Consider the following 24723-nt stretch of genomic DNA (forward strand, 5'->3'; position numbering starts at 1 on the left):
GGCACCACGACCGTTCAGCGAGCGGACCCGCGCCGGAGCGCCACCCACTGCAGCAGCATGATCGTCTTGCCGTCGGCGATCCGGCCGTCCGCGACCATCGCGAGTGCCGCATCGAGCGGGAGCTCGAGCACCTCGATGTCCTCACCCTCGTCCTCCACACCGCCGCCGGCCTCGACCCGGTCCGCGGGCGTGTACGCGCCCACGTAGAAGTGGACCCGCTCGGTGACCGAACCGGGGCTCATGAACACGGCACCCAGGTGCTCGAGCGCGCCGAGCCGGATGCCGAGCTCCTCGGCGGCCTCGCGCCGGACGGCGGTCTCCGGGTCGTCCTCGTCGAGCAGACCCGCCGCGGCCTCGATCAGCATCCCGTCCGGGTGTCCGTTCACGTACGCCGGCCACCGGAACTGCCGCGTGAGCAGCACCGTGCCGCGCTCGGCGTCGTACGGCAGCACCGTCGCACCGTTGCCGCGGTCGTAGGTCTCGCGCTGCTGCCGGTCCCACCGACCGTCACGGCGCCGGACGTCCAGGGTCGTGCGGCGGAGCACGTGCCATCCGTTCGACACCACCTCGACGTCCCGCACGACGACGTCGGGGTTGCGGTCGAGGTCGCGGCCGACGGCGTCGAGCCCAGTCCGGCCACGATCGTCGGGGACGTCCACTCCGGGACGCTGGACGGTGGTGCGTTCGTCGGTCACACGATCACCGTAGCGAGGCACCCCGGCAGGACTCCGCCCCCTCGGTACGCTCGACGTGCCGCACCAGGGAGCGGCAGAGGACGGTGCAGCATGACCAGGACGTTCATCCTCCGACGACCGGACCGACCGCAGGTGGTCACCGTGTCATTCGTGCTGTGGCTGGTGTGGGTGGTCGCCTGCATCGCTGCCACGGTGCTGCAGTTCTGGAGGCCGGACGCGGCGGTCGACCCGGCTCCGGTCATCGCCGGGATCGTCGCCCTGGTGCTCTGGGCTCTGGTGACGTGGGCGGTGTTCCGGACGGCAGCGGGATCCCGGGTCGCACGCATCGTGCTCGTCGTCGTCGCGGGCTTCCGCGCGGTCCTGAGCATCACCGGCGGCCAGCTCGACGTCCTGACGATCGCACTGTCGGTCGTCGCCGCGGTCCTGCTCTTCCTGCCCACCGCGCGCCCGTACTTCGCCGCACGAGCGGCGTGGAGGACCGGCCACGGGTTCGACGGGACCGGCGTGTCGGGGCCGAGCCGTGCCTCCGCGCCGGATCCTGACCGCACGACGGAGGCGGACCGGTCCTGACGCCGGCGGCTGGACGGACGGCCCGGGGAAGCCCCTGGAGACCAGGCCCCGGAAACAGGAAAGGCCCCGGATTCCTCCGGGGCCTTTCCTGTTCTTCGCCTGGTGCGCGAGGGGGGACTTGAACCCCCACGCCGTTTCCAGCACACGGACCTGAACCGTGCGCGTCTACCAATTCCGCCACTCGCGCCAGCCCCGAAACACTACCACGCACAGACGGGTGTCAACGCCAACCACTACCATGCAGTGGTTGACGACCGACGACACGGGAGACGCATGGGCCTGCTGGACAACTTCGAGCGAGGGTTGGAACGCGCCGTCAACGGCGCGTTCGCCAAGACCTTCCGCTCCGGGGTGCAGCCCGTCGAGATCTCGAGCGCCCTGCGGCGCGAGCTCGACACCAAGGCCGCGGTGGTCTCCCGCGAGCGCATCCTCGTGCCGAACGAGTTCACCGTTCGCCTGGCGCCGCCGGACTGCACACGCATGAACGACGTCGGTCGTCCGCTCATCGACGAACTGACCCAGATGGTGCACCAACACGCCGTGGCGCAGAACTACTCGTTCTCCGGCCCGGTCACCATCCGGCTCCAGCAGGACGGCACGCTCTCGACGGGCATCCTGCAGGTCGACTCCACCACCGTGCAGCGCGACGTGGCCTGGATCCCGGTGCTCGACATCGGCTCCCAGCGGCACCGCCTGCACCGCGGGCGCACGGTGATCGGGCGCGGCAGCGACGCGGACATCACCATCGCCGACACCGGGACGAGCCGGAAGCACGTCGAGGTCCTGTGGGACGGCAAGCACGCGCAGGCCACCGATCTCGGCTCCACGAACGGCTCGAAGCTGAACGGTCAGCACTTCCAGCAGGCGATCGTTGAGCCGGACTCCACCATCGAGATCGGTCGGACCCGTATGGTGTTCCGGGTGATCCCGGAGAACGACGGAGGTGCTCGATGACCACAGGCCTGACCCTGCTCGTCCTGCGCTTCGTGTTCCTCGCGGTGCTCTGGCTGTTCGTCTTCGTGATCGTGTTCGCCCTGCGCAGCGATCTGTTCGGCCAGCGCGTCCGCACGATCCCGACCGATCCCAAGTCGGCCCCGTCCGGACCGAGCACCCCCACCGTCCCGGCAGCGGCGGTCCCCGGCCCCGCGTCCAGCGGCGCGTTCACGGACGTCATCGGACAGCCCGGTGGTGGGCAGCGTCCCGCCTCGTCGGCCGCGTCCCGCCTGGTCATCACCGAGGGTGCGCGCGAGGGCATGGAGATGCCGCTCGGTGGCGGCCCCATCACGATCGGGCGCTCGAGCGAGTCGAACGTCGTGATCCGCGACGACTACACCTCGACCAACCACGCCCGCCTCGACCTGCGCGCCGACGGCTGGCTCCTCACCGACCTCGAGTCCACGAACGGCACCTTCGTCAACGGTCAGAAGGTGAGCGCTCCCGTCCTCGTGGCAGAGGGCACGCCGATCACGATCGGGACGACGACGTTCGAGCTGCGGCGGTAACCCGGCATGACCGCTCGCACGCTGAGCGCCGCTGTGTCCCACGTGGGGCGCATCCGCGCGAACAACCAGGACTCCGGCTACGCCGGGGCGCACCTGTTCGCGGTGGCGGACGGCATGGGCGGCCACGCCGGCGGTGACGTCGCCTCGGCGATCGCGATCCGCCGCATCCGCGAGGTCGACCGCGAGTTCCCCTCGGCGCACGACGCCGAGTTCGCACTGCAGTCGGCACTCATCGCCGCGAACCAGCTGATCACCGAGACCGTGTTCGAGCACCAGGAGCTCACCGGCATGGGCACCACGGTGTCCGCGATGATCCGCGTCGGCGAGCAGATCGCGATCGCGCACATCGGCGACTCCCGCATCTACCGCCACCGCGACGGCGAGCTGCAGCAGATCACGTCGGACCACACGTTCGTCCAGCGACTGGTCGACAGCGGCCGGATCACGCCGGAGGAAGCCGCGGTCCACCCGCGCCGCTCCGTGCTGATGCGCGTACTGGGCGACGTCGACGCAGCACCCGAGGTCGACACCGCGATCATGGACATCCAGCCGGGCGACCGCTGGCTGCTCTGCTCCGACGGGCTGTCGTCGTACCTGGCCGAAGAGCGGATCCGGCACGCCCTGGCGTCGAACATGGACGCCAACCAGGTCACGCAGCGCCTGGTGAAGGAGACGCTCGACCACGGCGCCCCCGACAACGTCACCGTCGTGGTGATGGACGTCACGGACACCGAGCCCGAGGACGACGACGACGCGGCCACCACCGTCGGGTCCGCCGCGGCACCCCTCACCTTCGAGGCGTCGACCGGCCGCAAGCCGATCCGCCTCCCCACGATCCTGCTGCACCCGCTCAAGGTCACCACCGCGCCCGAGGACTCGCACTTCGAGCCCGAGTCCGACCAGTTCTTCGCCGAGCTGATCGCCGAGGACCGCCGACGCCGCATCCGTCGTCGGGTGTCCTGGACCGTCGCGCTCGTGGTCGCCGTCGCCGTGCTCGTCGGCGCCGTGTTCGTCGGTTGGCGGATCACCCAGGACCACTACTACGTCGGCACCGACCGGGGCACCGTCGCGATCTACAAGGGCGTGCAGCAGTCGATCGGGCCGTTGGCGCTGTCGGACGTGTACGAGGACAGCGACATCACGGTCTCGTCGCTGCCGGACTACACCCGCGAGAACGTCCGCTCGACGATCAACGCGCAGTCGCTCTCCGACGCCCGCGACATCGTCGAGCGCCTGCGCAAGGCCGCCGCGACCGGTGAGGACCAGGCCGGCACCGGCGGGGACGGCAACGCGAGTCCGTCGCCGTCGCCCTCACCGACGCGATCGTCCTCGCCGTCGCCGAACCCGACGCGGAGCTCGCGATGAGCACCGCCACGGCCGCCCAGTCCTTCACGCAGGCGATCACGATCAAGCTCCGGGAGCCCGCCCGTGCGCGGAACCTCGAGCTCTTCCTGCTCGTCATCGCCTGCGGCATCTGCGCGGGCGCGATGGTGCTCGTGCAGCTCGGCACCAAGGGCCGGCTGTTCGACCAGTCGGTGCTCTGGGTGGGTGGCGGCATCCTCGGCCTCGCGCTCGTCATGCACGTGGTGTTGCGCGTCGTCGCGAAGAACGCCGACCCGTTCATCCTGCCGATCGCGCTCGTCCTGAACGGCATCGGCATCGCCGAGATCTACCGCATCGACGTCCACAACGGCCTGTCCGGCTGGGACGCCATCGGCGTGAAGCAGATCGTCTGGACGATGCTCGCGATGGTCCTGGCGATCATCACGCTCGTCGCCGTCCGGAACCACCGGTTCCTGCAGCGGTACCGCTACATCTTCATGGCGCTGACGATCGTCCTGCTGCTCCTGCCCATGCTGCCCGGCATCGGCACGAACATCGGCGGCGCGCGGGTCTGGATCAAGATCGGCCCGTTCTCGTTCCAGCCCGGTGAGCTCGCGAAGATCACCATGGCGCTGTTCTTCGCCGGGTACCTCGTCACCGCCCGTGACTCGCTGTCGATCGTCGGCAAGAAGTTCCTCGGCATGACGTTCCCGCGTGCCCGCGACCTCGGCCCCATCCTGGTGATGTGGGGCGCCGCGATGGCCGTGCTCGTGTTCCAGCGCGACCTCGGCACCGCCCTGCTCTACTTCGGCCTGTTTCTCGTGATGATCTACGTCGCCACGGCACGGGTCAGCTGGGTCGCGATCGGTCTCACGCTGTTCATCGGTGGCGCCCTCGTCGCACAGAGTCTCCTCGAGTACGTCCGTGGCCGCTTCGAACAGTGGCTCGACCCGTTCAACCAAGAGGTCTTCAGCCGCGACACCCAGGCGAGCTACCAGCTCGTGCAGGGCCTGTTCGGCTTCGCGAACGGCGGGATCACCGGCACCGGCCTCGGCCAGGGCCGGCCGTACATCACCCCGGTCGCCAACGCCGACTACATCGTCGCGTCACTCGGCGAAGAGCTCGGCCTGATCGGTGTCTTCGCGATCCTCGCGCTCTTCATCGTGTTCGCGTCCCGTGGCATCCGCGTCGGGTTCATGGCGCAGGACGACTTCGGCAAGCTGCTCGGTGTGGGCTTCGGCTTCATCATCGCCCTGCAGGTGTTCGTCGTCGTCGGCGGCATCACCCGGATCATCCCCGTCACCGGTCTGACCACCCCGTTCATGGCCGCGGGTGGTTCCTCGCTCATCGCCAACTGGATCATCGCCGCGATGCTGCTGCGCCTGACCGACGCGATCCCCGCCGAACAGCGTGTCCAGCAGGGCGCGATCCCCGCCGCGAGCGGGCGGTCCGCGCGCGCGACCAGGAAGGAGCGTCGTCGATGAACCGACAGCTCCGCGGTGTCTCGACCGTCATCGTGCTCATGTTCGTCGCACTCTTCGTGTCGACGACCTCGATCCAGTTCTTCTCGGCAGACTCGTTGCGCGCCGACTCCCGGAACTCCCGAACCATCTTGGACAGTTACTCGACCAAGCGCGGCGCGATCCTCGTGGACGGCAGCCCGATCGCCGAGTCGACCCCGGTGAACGACCAGTACGAGTACCAGCGCAAGTACACGAACGGCGACCTGTACTCCGCGGTCACCGGCTACTTCACGATCGGCCAGGGCAACACCGGCATCGAGAGCGCGGAGAACACCGTGCTGTCCGGCAACTCGGACGCCTCGTTCTTCCAGAACCTCAACTCGATCCTCACCGGCCAGGACGTCCAGGGCGACAACGTCAACCTGACCATCGACCCGGACGTGCAGCAGGCCGCGTACGACGCCCTCGGCACGAACAGCGGTGCGGTCGTCGCGATCCAGCCCAAGACCGGCAAGATCCTGGCGATGGTGTCGAAGCCGAGCTACGACCCGAACTCGCTCACCTCGCACGACACGGCCGAGGTCAAGCGGCAGTACGACGCGCTGCTCGGTGCCGACACCGCCCCGTTGCAGAACCGTGCCATCGGCGGCGACCTGTACACGCCCGGATCGGTGTTCAAGCTCGTCGTCGCCTCGGCGGCGCTCGAGGGCGGCAAGTACAACCTCGACTCCACGTTCCCGAACCCGTCGCGGCTGCAGCTGCCGGGGACGAGCTCGTACATCAACAACGCCGAGGGCGGCACCTGCGGCGGCGGCGACAAGGTCAAGCTGCGCACCGCGATCCAGTACTCGTGCAACATCCCCTTCGCCGAACTCGGTCAGAAGCTCGGGTACGACGCGATCAAGGACATGGCCGACAAGTACGGCTTCGGCGACGCCATCGAGATCCCGATGGCCGCGACCGCCAGCCAGTACCCCGACGTCGACTCGACGGCCCAGCTCATGCTGAGCGCCTTCGGCCAGGCGAGCGTCCGGGTCTCCCCGCTGCAGATGGCGATGGTGTCGGCCGGCATCGCGAACGGCGGCAAGGTCATGCAGCCCTCACTCGTCGACTCGATCACCACGAGTGACCTGAAGACCGTCGAGTCCTTCTCTCCGAGGCAGTACAGTGATCCGCTGTCGTCCTCCGAGTCCGCTGACCTCACCGAGGCCATGCAGAGCGTCGTGAACGCAGGGACCGGTACCAATGCCAAGATCGACGGTGTCGACGTCGCCGGCAAGACCGGCACGGCTGAAGGCGGCACCGGCGATCCGTACACGCTCTGGTTCACGGGGTTCGCCCCCGCGAAGGACCCGGAGGTCGCTGTGGCGGTGGTCGTCGGGAACGGCGGCGGGCTCGGGCAGTCCGGAGTCGGCAACACGGTCGCGGCCCCGGTCGCGAAGAAAGTCATGGAGGCGGTGCTGAACAAATGAGACCCACCAGCGGACTCACCTTCGGTGGGCGGTACCAGCTCTCCTCCCGGGTCGCCATCGGCGGCATGGGCGAGGTGTGGCAGGCGACCGACCTCGTCATCGGCCGAACCGTCGCACTCAAGATCCTCAAGGACGAGTACCTCGGTGACCCCGGCTTCCTCGAGCGCTTCCGCGCCGAGGCCCGGCACGCTGCCCTCGTCAACCACGAGGGCATCGCCAACGTCTTCGACTACGGCGAGGAGGACGGCAGCGCCTACCTCGTGATGGAGCTCGTCCCCGGCGAGGCCCTGTCGACCATGATCGAACGCGAGCACACGCTCCCGGTCGACAAGGTGCTCGACATCGTCGCGCAGACCGCGAACGCCCTGCAGGCCGCACACGCGGTCGGCCTGGTGCACCGCGACATCAAGCCGGGCAACCTGCTCATCACGCCCGACGGTCGCGTCAAGATCACCGACTTCGGCATCGCCCGCATCGCCGACCAGGTCCCGCTCACCGCGACCGGTCAGGTGATGGGCACGGTGCAGTACCTGTCGCCCGAGCAGGCCAGCGGCCACCCCGCCTCGCCGTCGACCGACATCTACTCGCTCGGCATCGTCGCGTACGAGGCCCTGGCGGGTCGTCGTCCGTTCACCGGTGAGTCGCAGGTCGCGATTGCGATGGCGCACATCAACGAGCAGCCGCCGCCGCTGCCCGGGGACATCCCCGAGCCGGTCTCGGCCCTGGTCATCTCGTGCATCGCGAAGAAGCCCGCCGACCGTCCCGCGACGGCAGCGAACCTGGCCCGCGCCGCCCAGGCGCTCCGCCGGGGTGACGTCGCCGCCGCCACCGTGGCCGTCCCCGCCATCGCGGGGAACGGCACCGTCGCGTTCAACCCGCCCCAGGGCCAGGGGAACGACGCCGCGACCGCACTCATCGGCACCCAGGCAGGATCGATGGCCGGCGGACCCGGGGCCCCCCGCTCGCCCGTCAGCGACGAGCCCGAGGAACCGAAGAAGAAGCGTGCCTGGATCTGGTGGGTCGTCGGCATCGTCGTCGTGCTCGCCATCGCCGCCGGCACGGCGTACGCCCTGAACGCGAACAACGCCCCGGAGCCCGAGCCCACGAAGTCCTCGAGCACGCCGAAGCCGTCCCGCACGCCCAGCGAGACGCCGTCCCCCGAGCCGACCGAGACCCGCGTCACGGTGTCGGCAGCCGACTACCAGGGGCAGAACGCCGAGGACGTCGCGAACCAGCTGCGTGCCCGGGGTCTGCAGGCCGAGGTCGTCGACGGATCGAACGCGACGACGTCCGACCAGGTCGGCACCGTCGAGTCGCTCAGCCCCGAGGGCAGCCTGGCACCGAACACGCTCGTCACGATCAAGTCCTACGGCGACGTGCTGACCGCACCGGCGCCCGAGCGTGCCACCGGTGGGACCGTCAGTGAGTCCGGTCGCGTGACCTTCAGCTGGCCGGCGTACACGAGCTGCCCCGCCGGGTACTCGGACGTCAGCTACACGTACACGATCGACAACGGCACCGTGACGTCGAACGGCAGCAGCTCCGGCTCCACCTCGGGCACCGCGGTGACCGTCGCCGGTGCCCAGTACGGCAAGGTCGCCCTGTCGTACAAGGTCACCTGCAAGTCGCCGCAGTCCGATGCCTCGGTCGTCTCGGCGTCCTCGCCGGGCGCCCAGGTCGAGTGGACCGAGCCCACGGACCAGGAGACGACGGACCCGGGTGACGGAACGGACCCCGGCGACGGGACCAACCCGAGCCAGCCCGGCCCGCAGGACGGCCAGTGAACGACCCCCGGACGGGGGCTGTCGACACCGTTCGGTAACGGTTCGGTCGACCCCTCTCCGGCCAGCGTCTCACCAGGTCGTGCTGCCGTACACTAGCCGGACGAACAGACGGAGGAGTACGTGCCAGAAGGTGTGACCGCGGGGATCACGCTCCTCGCCAATCGCTACGAGATCGGTGACGTCATCGGTCGGGGCGGCATGGCGACCGTGCACCTCGGCAACGACACCCGCCTCGGCCGCAAGGTCGCGGTGAAGCTCCTCAAGCCGAGCCTCGCCAACGACCCGGCCTTCCGCACGCGCTTCCGGCAGGAAGCCCAGGCTGCTGCGCGCATGGCACACCCGACCGTCGTGCGCGTGTACGACGCCGGCGAAGAGACGGTGTCCGAGCCCTCGGGTGCCGAGGTGCAGGTGCCCTTCATCGTGATGGAGTACGTCGAGGGCCGACCGCTCTCCGACATCATCGCCGAAGGTGCCGTCGCCCCGGACGAAGCCGTCCGCATCACCGAGGGCATCCTCACCGCGCTCGAGTACTCGCACCGCGCCGGCGTCGTCCACCGTGACATCAAGCCCGCCAACGTCATGGTCACGCACAGCGGCCAGGTGAAGGTCATGGACTTCGGCATCGCCCGGGCGATCACCGACACCTCGGCCACGGTGGCCCAGACCACCTCGATCCTCGGCACGGCCTCGTACTTCTCACCGGAGCAGGCCCGCGGCGAGACCGTCGACGCCCGCACCGACCTGTACTCCACCGGCGTCGTGCTCTTCGAGCTCCTCACCGGTCGCGCGCCGTTCCTCGGGGACACCCCGGTGGCGGTCGCGTACCAGCACGTCAGCGAGCAGCCGGTCGCACCGTCGACGATCTCGCCCGAGGTGTCCCCGGCCCTCGACGCCGTGACGCTCCACGCCCTGGTCAAGGACCGCACGCGCCGGTTCCAGAACGCGGCCGAGTTCCGCGCGGACCTGCAGCAGGCCGCGGCCGGCCGGGTCCCCACCTCCACCAAGAAGCAGCAGCAGAACGCCCAGAACGATGCGTCGACCGTGCTGTTCGGCGTCGATCCCCGCACGACGACCAACGCCGCCTCGGCGTTCCGCGAGCTCGACGACGACACCGCCGAGCACCGCCCGCAGCGCACGCAGAACCGTCCGCCGGTCGCGTGGATCTGGGTGGGCATCCTGCTCACCGTCGCGGTCATCGTGGCCGTGGTGTTCTTCGTCGCGAACCTGCAGCCCGGCAAGCCCCCGGTGTCGTCCTCGGTCAGCGTGCCGAACGTCGCAGGGTCGACGTACAGCTCCGCGGCCAGCGCCATCGAGAAGAAGTCCCTCAAGCCGGTCAAGGTCGAGGAGAACTCCGACAGCGTCGACAAGGGCCTGGTCATCCGGACCGACCCGGGTTCGGGCGTGAACGTCGGACGCAACCAGAACGTCAACGTCGTGGTCTCCATCGGACCGGAGCGCGTCCCCGTGCCCGAGCTGAACGGGCAGTCGCAAGCCGCAGCGCAACAGGCGCTCGACAACGCCGGCTTCCGCTTGGGCGCGATCTCGAGCGACTACTCCACCGACGTCCCCGAGGGCACGGTCCTGAGCTCCGACCCCGAGTCGGGTTCCCTGCACACCAAGGGCATCGTGATCAACCTGACGGTCTCCAACGGCAAGGTGCAGCTGCCCGACGTGACGCAGCAGCAGTACTCGGCGGCGAAGGGCACCGTGGAGCAGCTCGGACTCACCGTGAACCCGGCGCCGTCCTACTCGTGCACCGGCGGCGTGGTCACGCAGCAGGACACCCCCGCTGGCGACGTCGCGCAGGGCAGTGCCGTCACGCTCACCTACTGCGCACGAGCTGCGGCGCCGCCGAAGGCACCGTCGTCGAACAACAACAACGACAGCGGCGGCAACGGTGGTGACGGTGGGAACACCGACCGCGGTGGCGACGACGGTGGCGACGGCCGCTGAGCCGACCACGGGGCCGGGCGGCGAACCCGACCATCTCGTGACGGGGCCGTCCTGACGGACGGGTGACGGGCCTCCAGTCCGCGGACCGGCGTTGCGGTCGCGTGCGCCGCGCCCGTTCGTCACGGCTCCTTCGTCACGGCTCCTTCGTCACGGCGTGTTCGTCACGGCGTGTTCGTCACAGCCTGGAGGCACAGCGCACGCCCGCCCCAGAACGCGCGGCACGCAGGCGGCCCGGTCCAGTGCCAGGCACACGCCGGCGTGTCGGCGTGACGCCCCGCAACGCACGAGACGCCGCCGATTCCGGCGGCGTCTCGACAAGACGACGGCGTCTGCCGCCGTGGAGGCTCGTCAGGCGCGGTGCGTCGCGATGAGCGGCCCGAGGCCGGCGGCACGCTCGGCCGCCCCGGACAGCCCGGTGGTCTCGAGCCAGTTGCCGACCATGCGGTAGCCGCCCTCGGTCAGGACCGACTCCGGGTGGAACTGCACACCGAACACGGGGTGCTCGCGGTGCTGCACCCCCATGATGACCCCGCCGCCGGTGCGCGCCGTCACGGTGAGCTCGTCGGGGACCGTGCCGTCGACGATCGCGAGCGAGTGGTAGCGCGTGGCCGTGAACGGGTGTGGAACGCCGTCGAACAGCGGACTGCCGTCGTGGTCGACCTGGGAGGTCTTGCCGTGCATGAGCTCCTCGGCGTGGGTGACCGTGGCACCGAGGGCCTCGGCGATGGCCTGGTGCCCGAGGCAGACGCCGAGGAGCGGGACCTCGGCGGCGATGGCGGCGTGCACGGTGGGGATCGAGACGCCCGCGGCCGCCGGTGTCCCCGGACCCGGGGAGAGCAGCACGCCGTCGTACTCCGCGATGCGGTCGGCGATCTCGGACTCGGGGAAGGCGTCGTTGCGGACGACGTCGGTCTCGGCGCCGAGCTGCTGCACGTAGCCGTTGAGCGTGTAGACGAAGCTGTCGTAGTTGTCGACGACGAGGATCCTGGTCATGGCGGTCCACCGTACTCGTGGGCGATGTGTGCGGCGGTCCGCGGGCCGATCCACACACGTGGTCACGGTAGGATACCGGCCATGGCCAAGGACAAGGACCGCACCAAGCCCGCCCGGAGGACCCGAGCCGACTCGGTCGACACCGCTGGGGACGCCCCCAACCCGGTGTGGTTCAAGCCGGTCATGTTCGGCTTCATGCTCGTCGGCCTGGTGTGGGTGATCGTCTTCTACATCTCGAACGCCACCCTGCCGGTCCCGAGCCTCGGCTCGTGGAACATCCTGATCGGCTTCGGCATCATGTTCGTCGGCTTCCTCATGACCACCCGGTGGCGCTGACCTCCAGGTCGCTGCCCCCGACGCCCGTCGCACCGCAAGGTGCGGCGGGCGTCGTCGTTCTCCACAAGCAGGACCGACACCGAACCGCACATCCTCGACGATCCTGCTGTTCTCCACACTTCTCCCCACTCTCCACACGATCATCCACAGCACCGCCCCGGAGTTATCCACAGCTGAGTCCACAGTGGGGATAATCACACTGGTGTAACTCACCACCTTCTCCACACCTGTGGATAACTCTCGGTGGCGCTGTGGACAGCTGTGGACGAGCAGGGCACGGACAGCACCGGGAACGACGAACGCCCCGTCGCAGTGCGACGGGGCGTTCGAGGAGCGCGTTGTGGCGGTGTCAGCCGATCGTGACCGCGTACCCGACAGCCGTGAGCGCGATGCCGAGCACCGCCGCGCCGATGATCAGGGCGATCTGCAGCGGTCGCTTCCGGACGTTGCGCGTCTGCGCGAAGACGAAGCCCATCAGGAACCCGCCGATGATCCCGCCGACGTGCGCCTGCCACGAGATGTTGACTCCGGGCAGGAACCCGATGACCAGGTTCAGTCCCATGAGCACGAGGAGTTGCACGGCGTTGTTCCCCAGGCTGCGCTGCAGCACGAAGAACGCGGCGAACAGCCCGAAGATCGCACCCGAAGCACCCAGCACGGTCGTCCCCGGCGCCAGGAAGGTGACGAGCATGGACCCGAAGATCCCGGTGATGAAGTACAGCGCCACGAACCGCCAGGTACCGAGCATGTTCTCGAGCATGCGACCGAAGATCCAGAGCGCCCACATGTTGAACAGGATGTGGAAGATGCCCGAGTGCACGAACAGCGAGGTCACCACACGCCAGGGCTGCGTCGGCAGCAGCAGCGAGTTGTAGGCGAGCAAGCTCGTGAAGAACCGTCCGCTGACCTGGTCGAGCAACCAGATCGCCACCGTGATCGCCACGATGACGGTCGTGCCCTTCTGGTCGAGCATCGCGAACCGACGCCGAGCGACCGTGAACCCGCTGGGGGCTCCGGACGCTCGGCGGTTCGCTGCGAACTGTGCGCGCTGTTCACGCACGCACTCCGGGCAGTGCACCCCGACCGCCGCCGGCGTCTGGCACTCCGGGCAGATCGTCCGCCCACAGCGCTGGCAGAGCACGAAGCTCTGCCGGTCCGGATGCCGGTAGCAGGTGTTGTTCGGGTTGTACGCCTGGTCGGTCACGTGCGGGTCAGACGCCTTCGACGTCGATGCTCTGGATGACGACGTCCTCGACGGGCTTGTCGCGGCCGTCGGTCGGCACGGCCTCGATCGCGTCGACGACCGCGCGGGACTCGTCGTCGGCGACCTCACCGAAGATGGTGTGCTTGCCCTGCAGCCACGGCGTCGCCACCGTGGTGATGAAGAACTGCGAGCCGTTGGTGCCGCGGCCGCCCTGGATGCCGGCGTTCGCCATGGCGAAGATGTAGGGGTTCTGGAACGTGAGCTCCGGGGAGATCTCGTCGTCGAAGCGGTAACCCGGGCCGCCGATGCCCTGGCCGAGCGGGTCGCCGCCCTGGATCATGAAGTCCTTGATGATGCGGTGGAAGATCACGCCGTCGTAGAGCTTGTCGGTCGAGACCTTGCCCGTGCCGGGGTGGGTCCACTCCTGCTGGCCCGTTGCGAGGTCGACGAAGTTCTTGACGGTCTTCGGTGCGTGGTTGCCGAACAGGTTGACGCGGATGTCGCCCTTGTTGGTGTGGATCGTTGCGACAGCGGTGTGCAGAGACATGTTCCGATTCTCGCATGTACTCCTGACCGTGGACGGATCCCACAGCTACGGCTCCGTGACCTGTCAGGCAGTGTGGTGGCAGGATGGGGTCACGCCGATCCGATGGAGGTACCAGATGACGACGATCGAGATCCCGCGAAAGCGTCGGAAGCAGATCAAGAAGCTCAAGGGCCAGACCGCCTCGCTCCTCGGCGAGCAGCGCAAGGTCCTCGAGCACGCGAACGCGATCCTGGCTGAGGCCCGGACCAACGCCGCGGACGCAGCTCGCAAGGACATCGCACCCCGCGTGCAGAACGCGATCGACAACGGGATCCGTCCCGCGTTCGCGACCGGCGTGCACGCTGCCACCTCGGCAGCGCAGAGCGCTTCGCACAAGTTCCAGTCCGAGGTGGTCCCCGGACTCGTCTCGACCGCTGGTTCGGTGCTGAGCGTGACCGATCTCGCGAAGGACCCCCGGGTCAAGAAGATCGTGAAGAACGCCCAGAAGAAGGGCAAGAAGGCCAAGAAGGCCGCTGCGAAGTACGTCCCGTCGCAGCAGAAGAAGGGCCTCGGCTTCGGCGGAGTCGCACTCATCATCGTCGGCGTCGTCGCCGTCGCCGGTGCTGCGTACGCCGCGTACCAGACGCTCCGTGCCGACGACGACCTCTGGGTCGCCGACGACGCTGACACGGCGGAGAAGCCCGCCGCCTGACCTCCCGGTTCGTACGAAGGGCCCCGGCACCAGCCGGGGCCCTTCGTCGTTCCCGGGCCTGGCGACCACGCACCCGCGCACGGTGACGCGCCCTGAACGCGCCCGCCCACCCGCCTGGAGGCCCGCACCGGCCTGGCACCGCGCCTCCCGTCCGGCGGGCCGTCACGCAACACGCCCCGGGGCAGCCACCGACAGGTCGCATCCTGTCGTCCGGAGGACGCGCAGACGACAGTTCCAGCCACCTCGGCAAACCGCACGCGGCATGTCGTGACCACTCGACAAGAAGCAACCTGCAGGGAGAGTGGCAAACCCAACCATCGCGGAGCGGCGCGTCGCCGAAGGCGTGCAAACAAGCACGACGACCGAAGACGGCGGAGCGAGGAACGAGCGAAGCAGGACTCGTGCAGAGGGAGTGGAGCCTGGGAGAATCGAACTCCCGACATCCTGCTTGCAAAGCAGGCGCTCTACCAACTGAGCTAAGGCCCCGAGTGCCACCGAGGTGATCGGCGACAGGATCGGATTGTCGTGCTGTTCCGGAGAACTGGTGGGGCTACAAGGACTTGAACCTTGGACCTCTTCGTTATCAGCGAAGCGCTCTAACCGCCTGAGCTATAGCCCCTCAGACCGGATGAAAGCCTACCGTACCGATCCCAGAGAACGAAATCGAGCGGTCGGCCTCATCCGGCCGGGTGTGTCAGTTGTTCGTGAAGCCCACGAGCAGCCCGCCCGTGATCCGCACACTGAGGTTGTAGAGCACGCTCACGATGGCGCCGAGCACGGTGCCGACGACCACGTTGAGGATGCCCACGACGATGGAGAACCCGAGGACCTGGCCCAGCGAGAACTGGTCCATGATCGAGTAACTGTTCTGACCGGTGACGTCCTTCAGCAGGGCGTCGATCTGGGTGAACACACCCGTCTGGTTCAGGATGACCCACACCAGTGCCGTGGCGACCACGATCACGATGCTGCCGGCCAGGGCGATGAGGAAGCTCAGCTTCACCATCGACCAGAAGTCGACGTAGACCAGTCGCAACCGCACCTGGCGGGTGCCGACGGGTCGCTTCGCCTTCTTCTGGAGCTTCTCGGCGACACTACTCATTGCTTGACTGGTCCTCTCCGGCCTCGTCTGCGACGGGCTCGGTGTCGATGGGATCAGTGGAATCCGGGGCCGCTTCGGCAGGGCTGACCGTCTCCACCGGGCCCGCGGGCTCGATCTCGGCGTCGTCCTGGTCGTCCAGGTTCCGCTCGGTGTTCCGGGCCACCGCGATGATCCGGTCGTTCTCCGCGAACCTCGCGAAGACGACGCCCATCGTGTCACGGCCCTTGGCAGGGACCTCGGCCACGGCAGACCTTACCACCTTGCCCGATTGCAGCACGACGAGCACTTCGTCGTCCTCGCCGACGATGAGAGCGCCCACAAGATCGCCTCGGTCGAGCGCCAACTTGGCCACCTTGATGCCCAGACCGCCACGGCCCTGCACGCGGTACTGGTCGACTGCGGTGCGCTTGGCGTAGCCACCCTCGGTCATCACCCAGACGAACCCGTCGTCGGAGACGACCCGAGCCGCGAGCAGCGAGTCACCGTCGCGGAAGGACATGCCCTTCACACCCGAGGTCGATCGACCCATCGGACGCAGGGTGTCGTTCGTCGCCGTGAAGCGGAGCGACATGCCCTGGCGGGACACCAGCAGCAGGTCGTCGTGCTCGTCGACGAGCAGCGCCTGGCGGAGCTTGTCGCCGTCGCGCAGGTTGATCGCGATGATGCCGCCGGTGCGGTTCGTGTCGTACTCGGTCAGCGCGGTCTTCTTCACCAGGCCGTGCTCGGTCGCGAGGACGAGGTACTGGGCGACCTCGTAGTCGCGGATGTCGAGCACCTGCTGGATCTGCTCGTCGGGCTGCATCGCCAGCAGGTTCGCGACGTGCTGGCCCTTCGCGTCACGGCCGGCCTCCTGCAGCTCGTACGCCTTGGCGCGGTAGACCCGTCCCTGGTCGGTGAGGAACAGGAGCCAGTGGTGCGTCGTCGTGACGAAGAAGTGCTCGACGATGTCGTCGGCGCGGAGCTGGGCCCCACGGACACCTCGGCCACCGCGGTGCTGCGAGCGGTACTGGTCGCTCCGCGTGCGCTTGACGTACCCGCCGCGGGTGATGGTGACGACCATCTCCTCTTCGGGGATCAGGTCTTCCATCGACATGTCGCCGTCGTAGCCGAACATGATCTCGGTGCGGCGGTCGTCGCCGAAGCGGTCGACGATCTCGCTGAGCTCGTCGCGGATGATCGAGCGCTGACGGCTCTCCGACGCCAGGATGTCCTGGAAGTCGGCGATCTTGCGCTCGAGTTCTTCGGCCTCGTCGTGGATCTTCTGGCGCTCCAGGGCCGCGAGGCGACGGAGCTGCAGCTCGAGGATCGCGCGCGCCTGGATCTCGTCGACGGACAGCAGGTCCATCAGGCCGGTGCGGGCCTCTTCGACGTCGGGCGAACGACGGATGAGCGCGATGACCTCGTCGAGGGCGTCGAGCGCAGCCAGGTACCCGCGCAGGATGTGGGCGCGCTTCTCGGCCTCACGCAGCCGGTACTGCGTGCGGCGCACGATGACGTCGACCTGGTGGGCGACCCACGCCGAGATGAAGCCGTCGAGCGGCAGGGTGCGGGGCACGCCGTCGACGATCGCGAGCATGTTCGCGCCGAAGTTCTCCTGCAGCTGGGTGTGCTTGTACAGGTTGTTCAGCACGACCTTGGCGACGGCGTCGCGCTTCAGCACGATGACCAGGCGCTGCCCGGTCCGACCGGAGGTCTCGTCGCGGATGTCGGCGACACCGGCGAGCTTGCCGTCCTTGACGAGCTCGGCGATCTTGATCGCCAGGTTGTCGGGGTTGACCTGGTACGGCAGCTCGGTGACGACGAGGCAGGTGCGACCCTGGATCTCCTCCACCGAGACCACGGCACGCATCGTGATCGAGCCACGGCCGGTGCGGTAGGCGTCCTGGATGCCCTTGGTGCCGAGCACCTGTGCACCGGTCGGGAAGTCCGGGCCCTTGATGCGCTGCATGAGCGCGGCGAGCAGCTCTTCACGGGTGGCGTCGGGGTTGTCGAGCGCCCACTTGGCCCCCTCGGCGACCTCACGCAGGTTGTGCGGCGGGATGTTCGTGGCCATGCCGACCGCGATGCCGACCGAGCCGTTGACGAGCAGGTTCGGGAACCGGGCGGGCAGGATCGCCGGCTCCTGGGTGCGGCCGTCGTAGTTGTCCTGGAAGTCGACGGTGTCCTCGTCGATGTCGCGGACCATCTCGAGCGCGAGCGGCGCCATCTTCGTCTCGGTGTACCGCGGGGCGGCGGCGCCGTCGTTGCCCGGCGAACCGAAGTTGCCCTGGCCGAGCGCGAGCGGGTACCGGAGCGACCACGGCTGCACCAGGCGGACGAGGGCGTCGTAGATCGCCGAGTCACCGTGCGGGTGGAACTGGCCCATGACGTCACCGACGACACGGGAGCACTTCGAGAACGCACGGTCCGGGCGGTACCCGCCGTCGAACATCGCGTAGATCACACGGCGGTGCACCGGCTTGAGGCCGTCGCGGACCTCCGGCAGGGCACGACCGACGATGACCGACATCGCGTAGTCGAGGTACGAGCGCTGCATCTCGAGCTGCAGGTCGACCTGCGAGATGCGGTCACCGGAGACGACGATGTCCCCGCTGTCGCCGTGGACGATCTCGGGCTGCTCGTCGGCGCCGTTCTCGTTGTCGTCAGCCATGTGGCTTCGTTCCCTTTCTGGACAGCCTGGAGGCTGTGGTTCCGTTGGTCGCGCCGGGCGCGACCACAGGTGGTCAGGACTGGTCGACGCGGCTCACACCGCGCCTCCTGGCCGTTAGATGTCGAGGAAGCGGACGTCCTTGGCGTTCTGCTGGATGAACTGGCGACGTGCGTCGACGTCCTCACCCATCAGCGTCGAGAAGGTGCTGTCGACCGCGGCTGCGTCCTCCAGCGTGACCTGCAGGAGCGTGCGGGTGTCCGGGTTCATCGTGGTGTCCCAGAGCTCCTTGTAGTCCATCTCGCCGAGGCCCTTGTAGCGCTGGATCCCGTTGTCCTTCGGGATGCGCTTGCCGGCGGCGAGGCCGGCCTGCATCAGGGCGTCGCGCTCCCGGTCGCTGAACACGTACTCGTGCGCCGAGTTCGACCACTTCAGGCGGTACAGCGGCGGCTGCGCGAGGTACACGTACCCACGCTCGATGAGCGGACGCATGTAGCGGAACAGCAGCGTGAGCAGCAGCGTCGTGATGTGCTGGCCGTCGACGTCGGCATCGGCCATCAGCACGATCTTGTGGTACCGGGCCTTGTCCGGGTCGAAGTCCTCACCGATGCCGGCGCCGAACGCCGTGATCATCGACTGGATCTCCTGGTTGGCGAGGGCACGGTCGAGCCTGGCCTTCTCGACGTTCAGGATCTTGCCGCGCAGCGGCAGGATCGCCTGGGTCATCGGGTTGCGGCCCTGCACGGCGGAACCACCGGCCGAGTCGCCCTCGACCATGAAGATCTCCGACAGGGTCGGGTCCTTCGACTGGCAGTCCTTGAGCTTGCCGGGCATGCCGCCCGACTCGAGCAGCCCCTTGCGACGGGTGGTCTCGCGCGCCTTGCGGGCCGCGAGCCGAGCCTGCGACGCCTGGATCGCCTTGCGGACGACGTCGCGTGCCTGCGTCGGGTTGCTCTCGAACCAGTGGGTCAGCTCGGTGCCGACGACGCGCTGCACGAACGACTTCGCCTCGGTGTTGCCGAGCTTGGTCTTCGTCTGCCCCTCGAACTGCGGCTCGCCGAGCTTCACGGAGATGACGGCGGTGAGCCCTTCGCGGATGTCGTCACCCGTCAGGTTGTCGTCCTTCTCCTTGATGATCTTCGCCTCACGCGCGTAGCGGTTGACGAGGGTCGTGAGCGCGGCGCGGAAGCCCTCTTCGTGGGTCCCGCCTTCGTGCGTGTTGATCGTGTTCGCGAAGGTGTGGACGCTCTCCTGGTACGAGGTGTTCCACTGCATCGCGACCTCGAGCGCGATCTTGCGGTCCGGGTCCTCGGACTCGAAGCCGATGACGTCGGGGTGGACGAGGTCGGCCTTCTTCTGCGCGTTGATGAACTCGACGTAGTCGGCGAGCCCACGCTCGTACATGAAGGTGTCGTTGCGAGCTTCTTCCCCTTCTTCGGGGGCGCGCTCGTCGCGCAGGTTGATCCGCAGACCCTTGTTCAGGAAGGCCATCTGCTGGAAGCGCGTGCGCAGGGTCTCGTAGTCGAAGACGACGGACTCGAAGATCTCGGCGTTCGGCCAGAACGTGATCGTCGTCCCGGTCTCGTCGGCCGGTTCGTCCTTCGAGACGGGGGCCACTGGGACACCGTCGGTGTAGCTCTGACGCCAGACGTGGCCCTGCCGACGGACCTCGACGTCGAGCTCGGAGCTCAGCGCGTTCACGACGGACGAACCGACGCCGTGCAGACCACCGGAGACGGCGTAGCCGCCACCGCCGAACTTGCCGCCGGCGTGCAGGACGGTGAGGACGACCTGCAGGGTGGAGACCCCCTCGGCCGCGTGGACGTCGACCGGGATGCCACGGCCGTTGTCGACCACCCGGACGCCACCGTCTTCACGGATGCTCACGTCGATGGTGTCGCAGTACCCGGCGAGGGCTTCGTCGACCGAGTTGTCGACGATCTCCTGGACCAGGTGGTGCAGACCGCGGGGACCGGTCGAACCGATGTACATACCGGGACGCTTGCGGACCGCCTCGAGCCCCTCGAGCACCTGAATCTGGTCTGCGCCGTAGGACGGTTCGCTCTGCGGGGTCTCCGCTTCGAGCGGGTTCTGCGGGTCGTCTTCAGATTCTGATGCCATGTCGAGCGTGCTCCTGCCTGCGCGCGGAACGCCCGCGCACTGCACCTCCCAGTCTACCGCAGAGCCCCCTCTTTCGAGGGCTCATCTGCCCCACAGACGGGCTTTTCTGGCACTCCAGGATGATTTCGTCGCCTCAACCGTAGGTGTCGCGAGGACCGCGCCCCTGGACCGTCCTGGGGCCGCGTTTCCAGGTGGGGGCGTCCGGGCCGGAAACCCTGATCGACTCGACCCCTGCTTCCGGGTGCCGTTCCGCGATGGTGGTCGTGACCGTCGCGCGCATCAGTCGGAGCTGGGTCGCCCAGGCCGTCGAGTCGCACCGGATGACGAGTGCGCCGTCGTCGATGGTCACCGGGCGGGAGTGCTTCGCCAGCTCCTCGCCGACGACGCTCGGCCAGTCCACGAAGAGCTCGGAGCGGGCGAGTGGTTCGGTCCACCCGAGCTCGTGGGCGAGCGACCCGACGATGTCGGCGAGGCCCTTCGGCTCACGGCCGCGCCCGTACGGCACGGTGTCGGCGTCGAACTCGCGAGCGCGTCGGCGGCGGGCATCGGTGCCGCGCTTGGACGGGTCGCCGAACACGGCGCGCAGGTGCCGGTACACCTGCGAGGGTTCGGTGGGCTTGCGGGGCTTCGGCATCAGGCGTCGGCTCCGGCGGGGGTGGGGTCGTCGTCGGTCTTGCTGTCGGCGCCCGCCGTGGTGTCGGCGTCCGCCGGCTCCGTCGCGCCCGTCCGGTCCGTCGCCGGACTGGAGGCGCGGGTCGCGTCCGCCTCGTCGGTCACGATCGTGCCCGCTTCGATCCGCACCGTGTGCGCCGCCAGCTTCGGGGGCACGTCACCGAACACCGCTGCCGTGATGAGCACCTGCTCGTAGTCGGCGACCGCGTTCGCCAGCCGTTCCCGTCGCGATTCGTCGAGCTCGGCGAACACGTCGTCGAGGATGATGATCGGGTCGCCCAGGTTCGACTCCGCGCGCAGGATGGACGCGCTCGCGAGCTGTATCGCCAGCGCGAAGGACCAGGATTCGCCGTGACTCGCGTAGCCGCGGGCCGGTAACCCGTTCAGTTGGAACAGCACGTCGTCCCGGTGCGGTCCGACGAGGGTGAGTCCGCGGTCGAGTTCGTCCCGCCGACGTCGTTCGAGCGCTGCCGCGAACGCCTCGGCCGCCGACGCCACGGTGACCGGTTCGTCAGGTGTCCCGAGCACGGGGTCGGTGGCCGCCGCGGACTCCGGGTCGCCACCGCGGATCGACAGGACCCCCGTGATCGAGGCGTCGTGGTGCTCGCCGGCGACGGTGGCGTAGGCCTCGGCCACGAAGGGGGCGAGGCGTCGGGTCAGGTGGTCGCGGGCCGCGACGATCTCGGCACCGAGCCCCACGAGGCGGTCGTCCCAGACGTCGAGCGTCGACAGGGCGTTGGCCTTCGCACCCGTGGCGCGGGCCGACTTCAGCAGCGTGTTCCGCTGCCGGAGCGTGCGGTCGTAGTCGGCGAGCACACCCTGCATCCGCGGCGCGATCTGACCGAGCAGCTCGTCGAGCATCCGGCGTCGCCCGGCCGGCTCGCCCCGCACCAGGGCGAGGTCCTCCGGTGCGAAGAGCACCGACGTGCAGTAGCGCGGCAGCTCCCGCGGCTTGATCGCCGAACGGTTCACCTGCGCACGGTTCGCACCGGTGCGGTTGATCTGCACCTCGGCGAGGATGCTGCGGTCTTCGTGCGCGAGTCGAGCCCGGACGATCGCGGCGTCACAACCCTGGCGGACGAGCGCTGCGTCGGTGGGGACGCGGTGCGAGCCGAGGGTGGAGAGGTACCCGATCGCCTCGACCAGGTTGGTCTTGCCCTGTCCGTTGCGTCCGACGAACACGTTCGGCCCGCGTGCGAGGGCGACGTCCGCCTCCCGGTAGTTCCGGAAGTCGGTCAGTTGGAGATGGTCGACGTGCACGCGGGCCGAGGCCGGGTTCCCCCGGGAAGTCCTAGGACTTCTTGACGGCGTGACCGCCGAACTGGTTGCGGAGCGCCGCGACGGCCTTCATCGTCGGCGAGGCACTGCCCTGGCGCGAGACGAAGCGCGCGAAGATCGACGCCGAGAGCGCCGGCATCGGCACGGCGAGCTCGATGCCCTCTTCCAGCGTCCAGCGACCCTCGCCCGAGTCCTCGACGTAGCCCTCGAGCTCGTCGAGCTTCGGGTCTTCGTTCAGGGCGAGGACCATGAGGTCGAGCAGCCAGGAACGGACGACCGTTCCGCGCTGCCACCCGGCGAACACGGCGGGGACGTCGGTGATCAGGTCCTTGGCTTCGAGGAGCTCGTAGCCCTCGCCGTACGCCTGCATGATCGCGTACTCGATGCCGTTATGGACCATCTTCGCGTAGTGGCCGGCGCCGATCGGGCCGGCGTGCGAGAAGCCTTCTTCGCGGGGGCCCTCGGGGCGCAGGGCGTCGAAGACCGGCATCGCGAACTCGACGTCCGCAGCGTCACCGCCGACCATCAGGCCGTAGCCGTTGTCCTTGCCCCAGACACCACCGGAGACGCCGGCGTCCATGTAGCGGATGCCGCGCGCACCGAGCTGCTCGGCGTGCTTGGTGTCGTCCAGCCACTTCGAGTTGCCACCGTCGATGACCAGGTCGCCCTCGCCGAGGACACCGGCCAGGTCAGTGATCACGTCGTCGGTGATCTTGCCGTGCGGGACCATGACCCACACGAGGCGCTTGCCCTCCGGGAGGGCAGCGGCGAGGGCGCCGAGGTCAGCGACGTCGGAGACGGCGGGGTTGGCGTCGTACCCGGTGACCTCGATCCCTGCGTTGCGGAGACGGGCACGCATGTTGTTGCCCATGCGACCGAGGCCGACAAGACCGATGTGCATGATTTCCTCTTCTGTTCGTCGTCGCGCTGATGCTGCCGGTGGTGTGCGCCAGCGCAGGTTGCCTGTTGCGCCTATCGCAGCAGCAGGTTGGGCTGCAGCAGGTACCGGTATCCATCGGTCGCTGCGGCCTCTTGCGAAGTCTGGCCGGTGATCAGCACCGGGCCCGGCTTGTTGGGGTTCTCCGTCTTGGTGAAGGAGATGCGGACGAACTCGGAGTGCACCGCGTTCAGCCCGTCCAGGAGGAAGGCGGGCTTCAACGAGACCACCGTTTCCTCGCCGGTCAACAACGCACTGATCGACTCTGACGCCTGCGCTTGTTCGGATCCGATCGCCTCGAGCGTGAGCCCGTCGACCGTGAAGGAGAACCGGAGCGCGGCTTCGCGCTCCAGGACGAGGGAGACCCGTCGGACCGCTTCGACCAGCTCAGCGGTGTTGATCACCGCGTGGTCGTTGACGGTCTCGGGGAAGAGCCGGCGGACCGGCGGGTAGTTGCCCTTGATGAGCAGCGACGTCACGGTCTTGTCGTCGGCGTGGAAGGCGATGAGCTCGCGGTCCGAGTTGCCGCTGATCGACACCGACACCGTCGACGCCGAACCGAACGTGCGGCCGACCTCCTGCAGGGTGCGGGCCGGGACCAGTGCGTGCAGGGGGTCCGAGCCGACTCGGCCGGAGTCCCACGCGATCGTGCGGACGGCGACACGGTAGCGGTCGGTCGCGATGAGGGACAGGTCGTTGTCGCCGACCTCGAGCTGCACGCCCGTGATCACCGGGGTGACGTCGTCACGGCTGGCGGCGACGGCGACCTGGGACACGGCTTCGGAGAACGCGTCGCCCGGGATGACACCCGTCTGCGGACCGATCTCCGGCAGCGTCGGGTACTCCTCGACCGGCATGGACAGCAGCGTGAAGTGTGCCGAACCGCAGGTGACCGAGATCTTCGCGTCCTCGGTGGTGAAGGACACCGGGGCGTTCGGCAGCCGGCTCGCGATGTCGTTCAGCAGCCGGCCGGAGACCAGGACGGTGCCCGGTTCGTCGATCTGCGCCGAGATCGACGTCTGCGCCGAGACCTCGTAGTCGAACGACGAGAGCGTCAGGCGATCGCCATCGGCGTGGATCAGGACGCCCGACAGGATCGGCAGGGTCGTGCGCTGCGGGAGGAGCTTCACTGCGAAGGAGACGGCTTCGGAGAAGACGTCCCGGTTGACCTCGAACTTCACAGCTGGAACCCCTGTCGATCGGCTTGGACTGTCCGGCCGCCCCATTCTGGCACAGGCGGAGGAGCGCCGGATTTCTTGTCATCCCGCCGTCCACAAGGTTGTCCCGCGGAGATTGATCGTTAACCAGGAGTAATGGTGTTAACGCCTGTGCACACTGTGGATAACCCTGTGCATCCCGGTCCGGAGTAGGGAACTACACGCTTGTGACTTGTGAGCGGTGTGTGAGCGTTAACGGGATGAATGAATCTCATC

The 24723-nt window shown here is 68.5% G+C and carries 21 protein-coding genes and 3 tRNA genes; 10 read left to right on the top strand and 14 right to left on the bottom strand.

The window, feature by feature from the left end; all coding sequences use genetic code 11:
• Window positions 1-14 precede the first annotated feature (14 nt).
• Window positions 15-695: an NUDIX domain-containing protein gene (locus ASF75_RS14900; protein ID WP_017887795.1), complete on the bottom strand. Its 681-nt coding sequence runs from the start codon at window positions 693-695 to the stop codon at window positions 15-17.
• Between the two features lie 90 nt (window positions 696-785).
• On the opposite strand from ASF75_RS14900, the gene ASF75_RS14905 reads away from it, so the two are divergent.
• Window positions 786-1265, top strand: coding sequence for a hypothetical protein (locus ASF75_RS14905; RefSeq protein ID WP_056072685.1), 480 nt, complete (start codon window positions 786-788; stop codon window positions 1263-1265).
• A 100-nt stretch (window positions 1266-1365) separates the two neighbouring features.
• Here ASF75_RS14905 and ASF75_RS14910 read toward each other — a convergent pair.
• A tRNA-Leu gene (locus ASF75_RS14910) sits at window positions 1366-1452 on the bottom strand.
• A gap of 86 nt (window positions 1453-1538) precedes the next feature.
• Here ASF75_RS14910 and ASF75_RS14915 point away from each other — a divergent pair.
• The 7 genes from ASF75_RS14915 (at window position 1539) to pknB (ending at window position 10762) form a co-directional block, all read left to right on the top strand.
• Window positions 1539-2219: an FhaA domain-containing protein gene (locus tag ASF75_RS14915; RefSeq protein WP_017887797.1), complete on the top strand. Its 681-nt coding sequence runs from the start codon at window positions 1539-1541 to the stop codon at window positions 2217-2219.
• On the top strand, window positions 2216-2767 hold the full coding sequence (locus tag ASF75_RS14920) for an FHA domain-containing protein (RefSeq protein WP_056072689.1): 552 nt from the start codon (window positions 2216-2218) through the stop codon (window positions 2765-2767). Before ASF75_RS14915 ends, ASF75_RS14920 begins: the two co-directional genes overlap by 4 nt.
• A 6-nt stretch (window positions 2768-2773) precedes the next feature.
• Window positions 2774-4132 (top strand): Stp1/IreP family PP2C-type Ser/Thr phosphatase, encoded by a 1359-nt coding sequence (locus tag ASF75_RS14925; protein WP_017887799.1) that lies wholly within the window; start codon window positions 2774-2776, stop codon window positions 4130-4132.
• Window positions 4129-5574 (top strand): FtsW/RodA/SpoVE family cell cycle protein, encoded by a 1446-nt coding sequence (locus ASF75_RS14930; protein WP_017887800.1) that lies wholly within the window; start codon window positions 4129-4131, stop codon window positions 5572-5574. Before ASF75_RS14925 ends, ASF75_RS14930 begins: the two co-directional genes overlap by 4 nt.
• A complete protein-coding gene (locus tag ASF75_RS14935; protein WP_017887801.1) occupies window positions 5571-7025 on the top strand; it encodes a peptidoglycan D,D-transpeptidase FtsI family protein in 1455 nt (484 codons plus the stop codon). Before ASF75_RS14930 ends, ASF75_RS14935 begins: the two co-directional genes overlap by 4 nt.
• Window positions 7022-8809 carry a serine/threonine-protein kinase gene (locus tag ASF75_RS14940; protein ID WP_056072692.1) on the top strand — a complete coding sequence of 596 codons (1788 nt, stop codon included), beginning with the start codon at window positions 7022-7024 and terminating at the stop codon, window positions 8807-8809. The genes ASF75_RS14935 and ASF75_RS14940 overlap by 4 nt, the downstream gene beginning before the upstream one ends.
• A 120-nt stretch (window positions 8810-8929) precedes the next feature.
• On the top strand, window positions 8930-10762 hold the full coding sequence (pknB, locus tag ASF75_RS14945) for a Stk1 family PASTA domain-containing Ser/Thr kinase (protein WP_268750878.1): 1833 nt from the start codon (window positions 8930-8932) through the stop codon (window positions 10760-10762).
• Between the two features lie 348 nt (window positions 10763-11110).
• On the opposite strand, the gene ASF75_RS14950 is transcribed toward pknB, so the two are convergent.
• Window positions 11111-11755 carry an anthranilate synthase component II gene (locus tag ASF75_RS14950; protein WP_017887804.1) on the bottom strand — a complete coding sequence of 215 codons (645 nt, stop codon included), beginning with the start codon at window positions 11753-11755 and terminating at the stop codon, window positions 11111-11113.
• 81 nt (window positions 11756-11836) lie between these two features.
• On the opposite strand from ASF75_RS14950, the gene ASF75_RS14955 reads away from it, so the two are divergent.
• Entirely contained in the window at window positions 11837-12091 is a 255-nt protein-coding gene (locus ASF75_RS14955; RefSeq protein ID WP_017887805.1) for a cell division protein CrgA, read from the top strand.
• Window positions 12092-12440: 349 nt separating this feature from the next.
• Here the strand turns inward: ASF75_RS14955 and ASF75_RS14960 are convergent, their stop codons facing one another.
• Together ASF75_RS14960 and ASF75_RS14965 are read right to left on the bottom strand one after the other, a co-directional pair.
• A complete protein-coding gene (locus tag ASF75_RS14960) occupies window positions 12441-13295 on the bottom strand; it encodes a rhomboid family intramembrane serine protease (RefSeq protein WP_017887806.1) in 855 nt (284 codons plus the stop codon).
• 7 nt (window positions 13296-13302) lie between these two features.
• Window positions 13303-13842: a peptidylprolyl isomerase gene (locus ASF75_RS14965; protein ID WP_017887807.1), complete on the bottom strand. Its 540-nt coding sequence runs from the start codon at window positions 13840-13842 to the stop codon at window positions 13303-13305.
• Between the two features lie 115 nt (window positions 13843-13957).
• Between ASF75_RS14965 and ASF75_RS14970 the strand changes: the two genes are divergently transcribed.
• The gene (locus tag ASF75_RS14970) at window positions 13958-14533 is read left to right on the top strand and encodes a hypothetical protein (RefSeq protein ID WP_017887808.1); all 576 of its coding nucleotides are present in this window, start codon (window positions 13958-13960) and stop codon (window positions 14531-14533) included.
• Between the two features lie 413 nt (window positions 14534-14946).
• Here the strand turns inward: ASF75_RS14970 and ASF75_RS14975 are convergent.
• From ASF75_RS14975 to dnaN, 9 genes are all read right to left on the bottom strand, one after another.
• A tRNA-Ala gene (locus tag ASF75_RS14975) sits at window positions 14947-15019 on the bottom strand.
• Between the two features lie 56 nt (window positions 15020-15075).
• Window positions 15076-15152: transfer RNA gene (locus ASF75_RS14980), tRNA-Ile, on the bottom strand.
• A 75-nt stretch (window positions 15153-15227) separates the two neighbouring features.
• Window positions 15228-15635 carry a DUF3566 domain-containing protein gene (locus tag ASF75_RS14985; RefSeq protein ID WP_017887809.1) on the bottom strand — a complete coding sequence of 136 codons (408 nt, stop codon included), beginning with the start codon at window positions 15633-15635 and terminating at the stop codon, window positions 15228-15230.
• Window positions 15628-18285, bottom strand: a complete 2658-nt coding sequence (gene gyrA / locus ASF75_RS14990; protein ID WP_017887810.1) for a DNA gyrase subunit A — start codon at window positions 18283-18285, stop codon at window positions 15628-15630. The genes ASF75_RS14985 and gyrA overlap by 8 nt, the downstream gene beginning before the upstream one ends.
• A gap of 114 nt (window positions 18286-18399) precedes the next feature.
• Window positions 18400-20403 (bottom strand): DNA topoisomerase (ATP-hydrolyzing) subunit B, encoded by a 2004-nt coding sequence (gene gyrB, locus ASF75_RS14995; RefSeq protein WP_017887811.1) that lies wholly within the window; start codon window positions 20401-20403, stop codon window positions 18400-18402.
• Between the two features lie 133 nt (window positions 20404-20536).
• Window positions 20537-21037 (bottom strand): DUF721 domain-containing protein, encoded by a 501-nt coding sequence (locus ASF75_RS15000; RefSeq protein WP_017887812.1) that lies wholly within the window; start codon window positions 21035-21037, stop codon window positions 20537-20539.
• Entirely contained in the window at window positions 21037-22335 is a 1299-nt protein-coding gene (gene recF, locus ASF75_RS15005) for a DNA replication/repair protein RecF (protein ID WP_056072699.1), read from the bottom strand. The genes ASF75_RS15000 and recF overlap by 1 nt, the downstream gene beginning before the upstream one ends.
• A 31-nt stretch (window positions 22336-22366) precedes the next feature.
• Window positions 22367-23254 (bottom strand): phosphogluconate dehydrogenase (NAD(+)-dependent, decarboxylating), encoded by an 888-nt coding sequence (gene gnd, locus ASF75_RS15010; RefSeq protein WP_017887814.1) that lies wholly within the window; start codon window positions 23252-23254, stop codon window positions 22367-22369.
• Window positions 23255-23325: 71 nt separating this feature from the next.
• Window positions 23326-24471, bottom strand: a complete 1146-nt coding sequence (dnaN, locus tag ASF75_RS15015; RefSeq protein ID WP_017887815.1) for a DNA polymerase III subunit beta — start codon at window positions 24469-24471, stop codon at window positions 23326-23328.
• Between the last annotated feature and the right edge of the window lie 252 nt (window positions 24472-24723).

The organism is Curtobacterium sp. Leaf154 (assembly GCF_001424595.1).
Classification (GTDB): domain Bacteria; phylum Actinomycetota; class Actinomycetes; order Actinomycetales; family Microbacteriaceae; genus Curtobacterium; species Curtobacterium poinsettiae.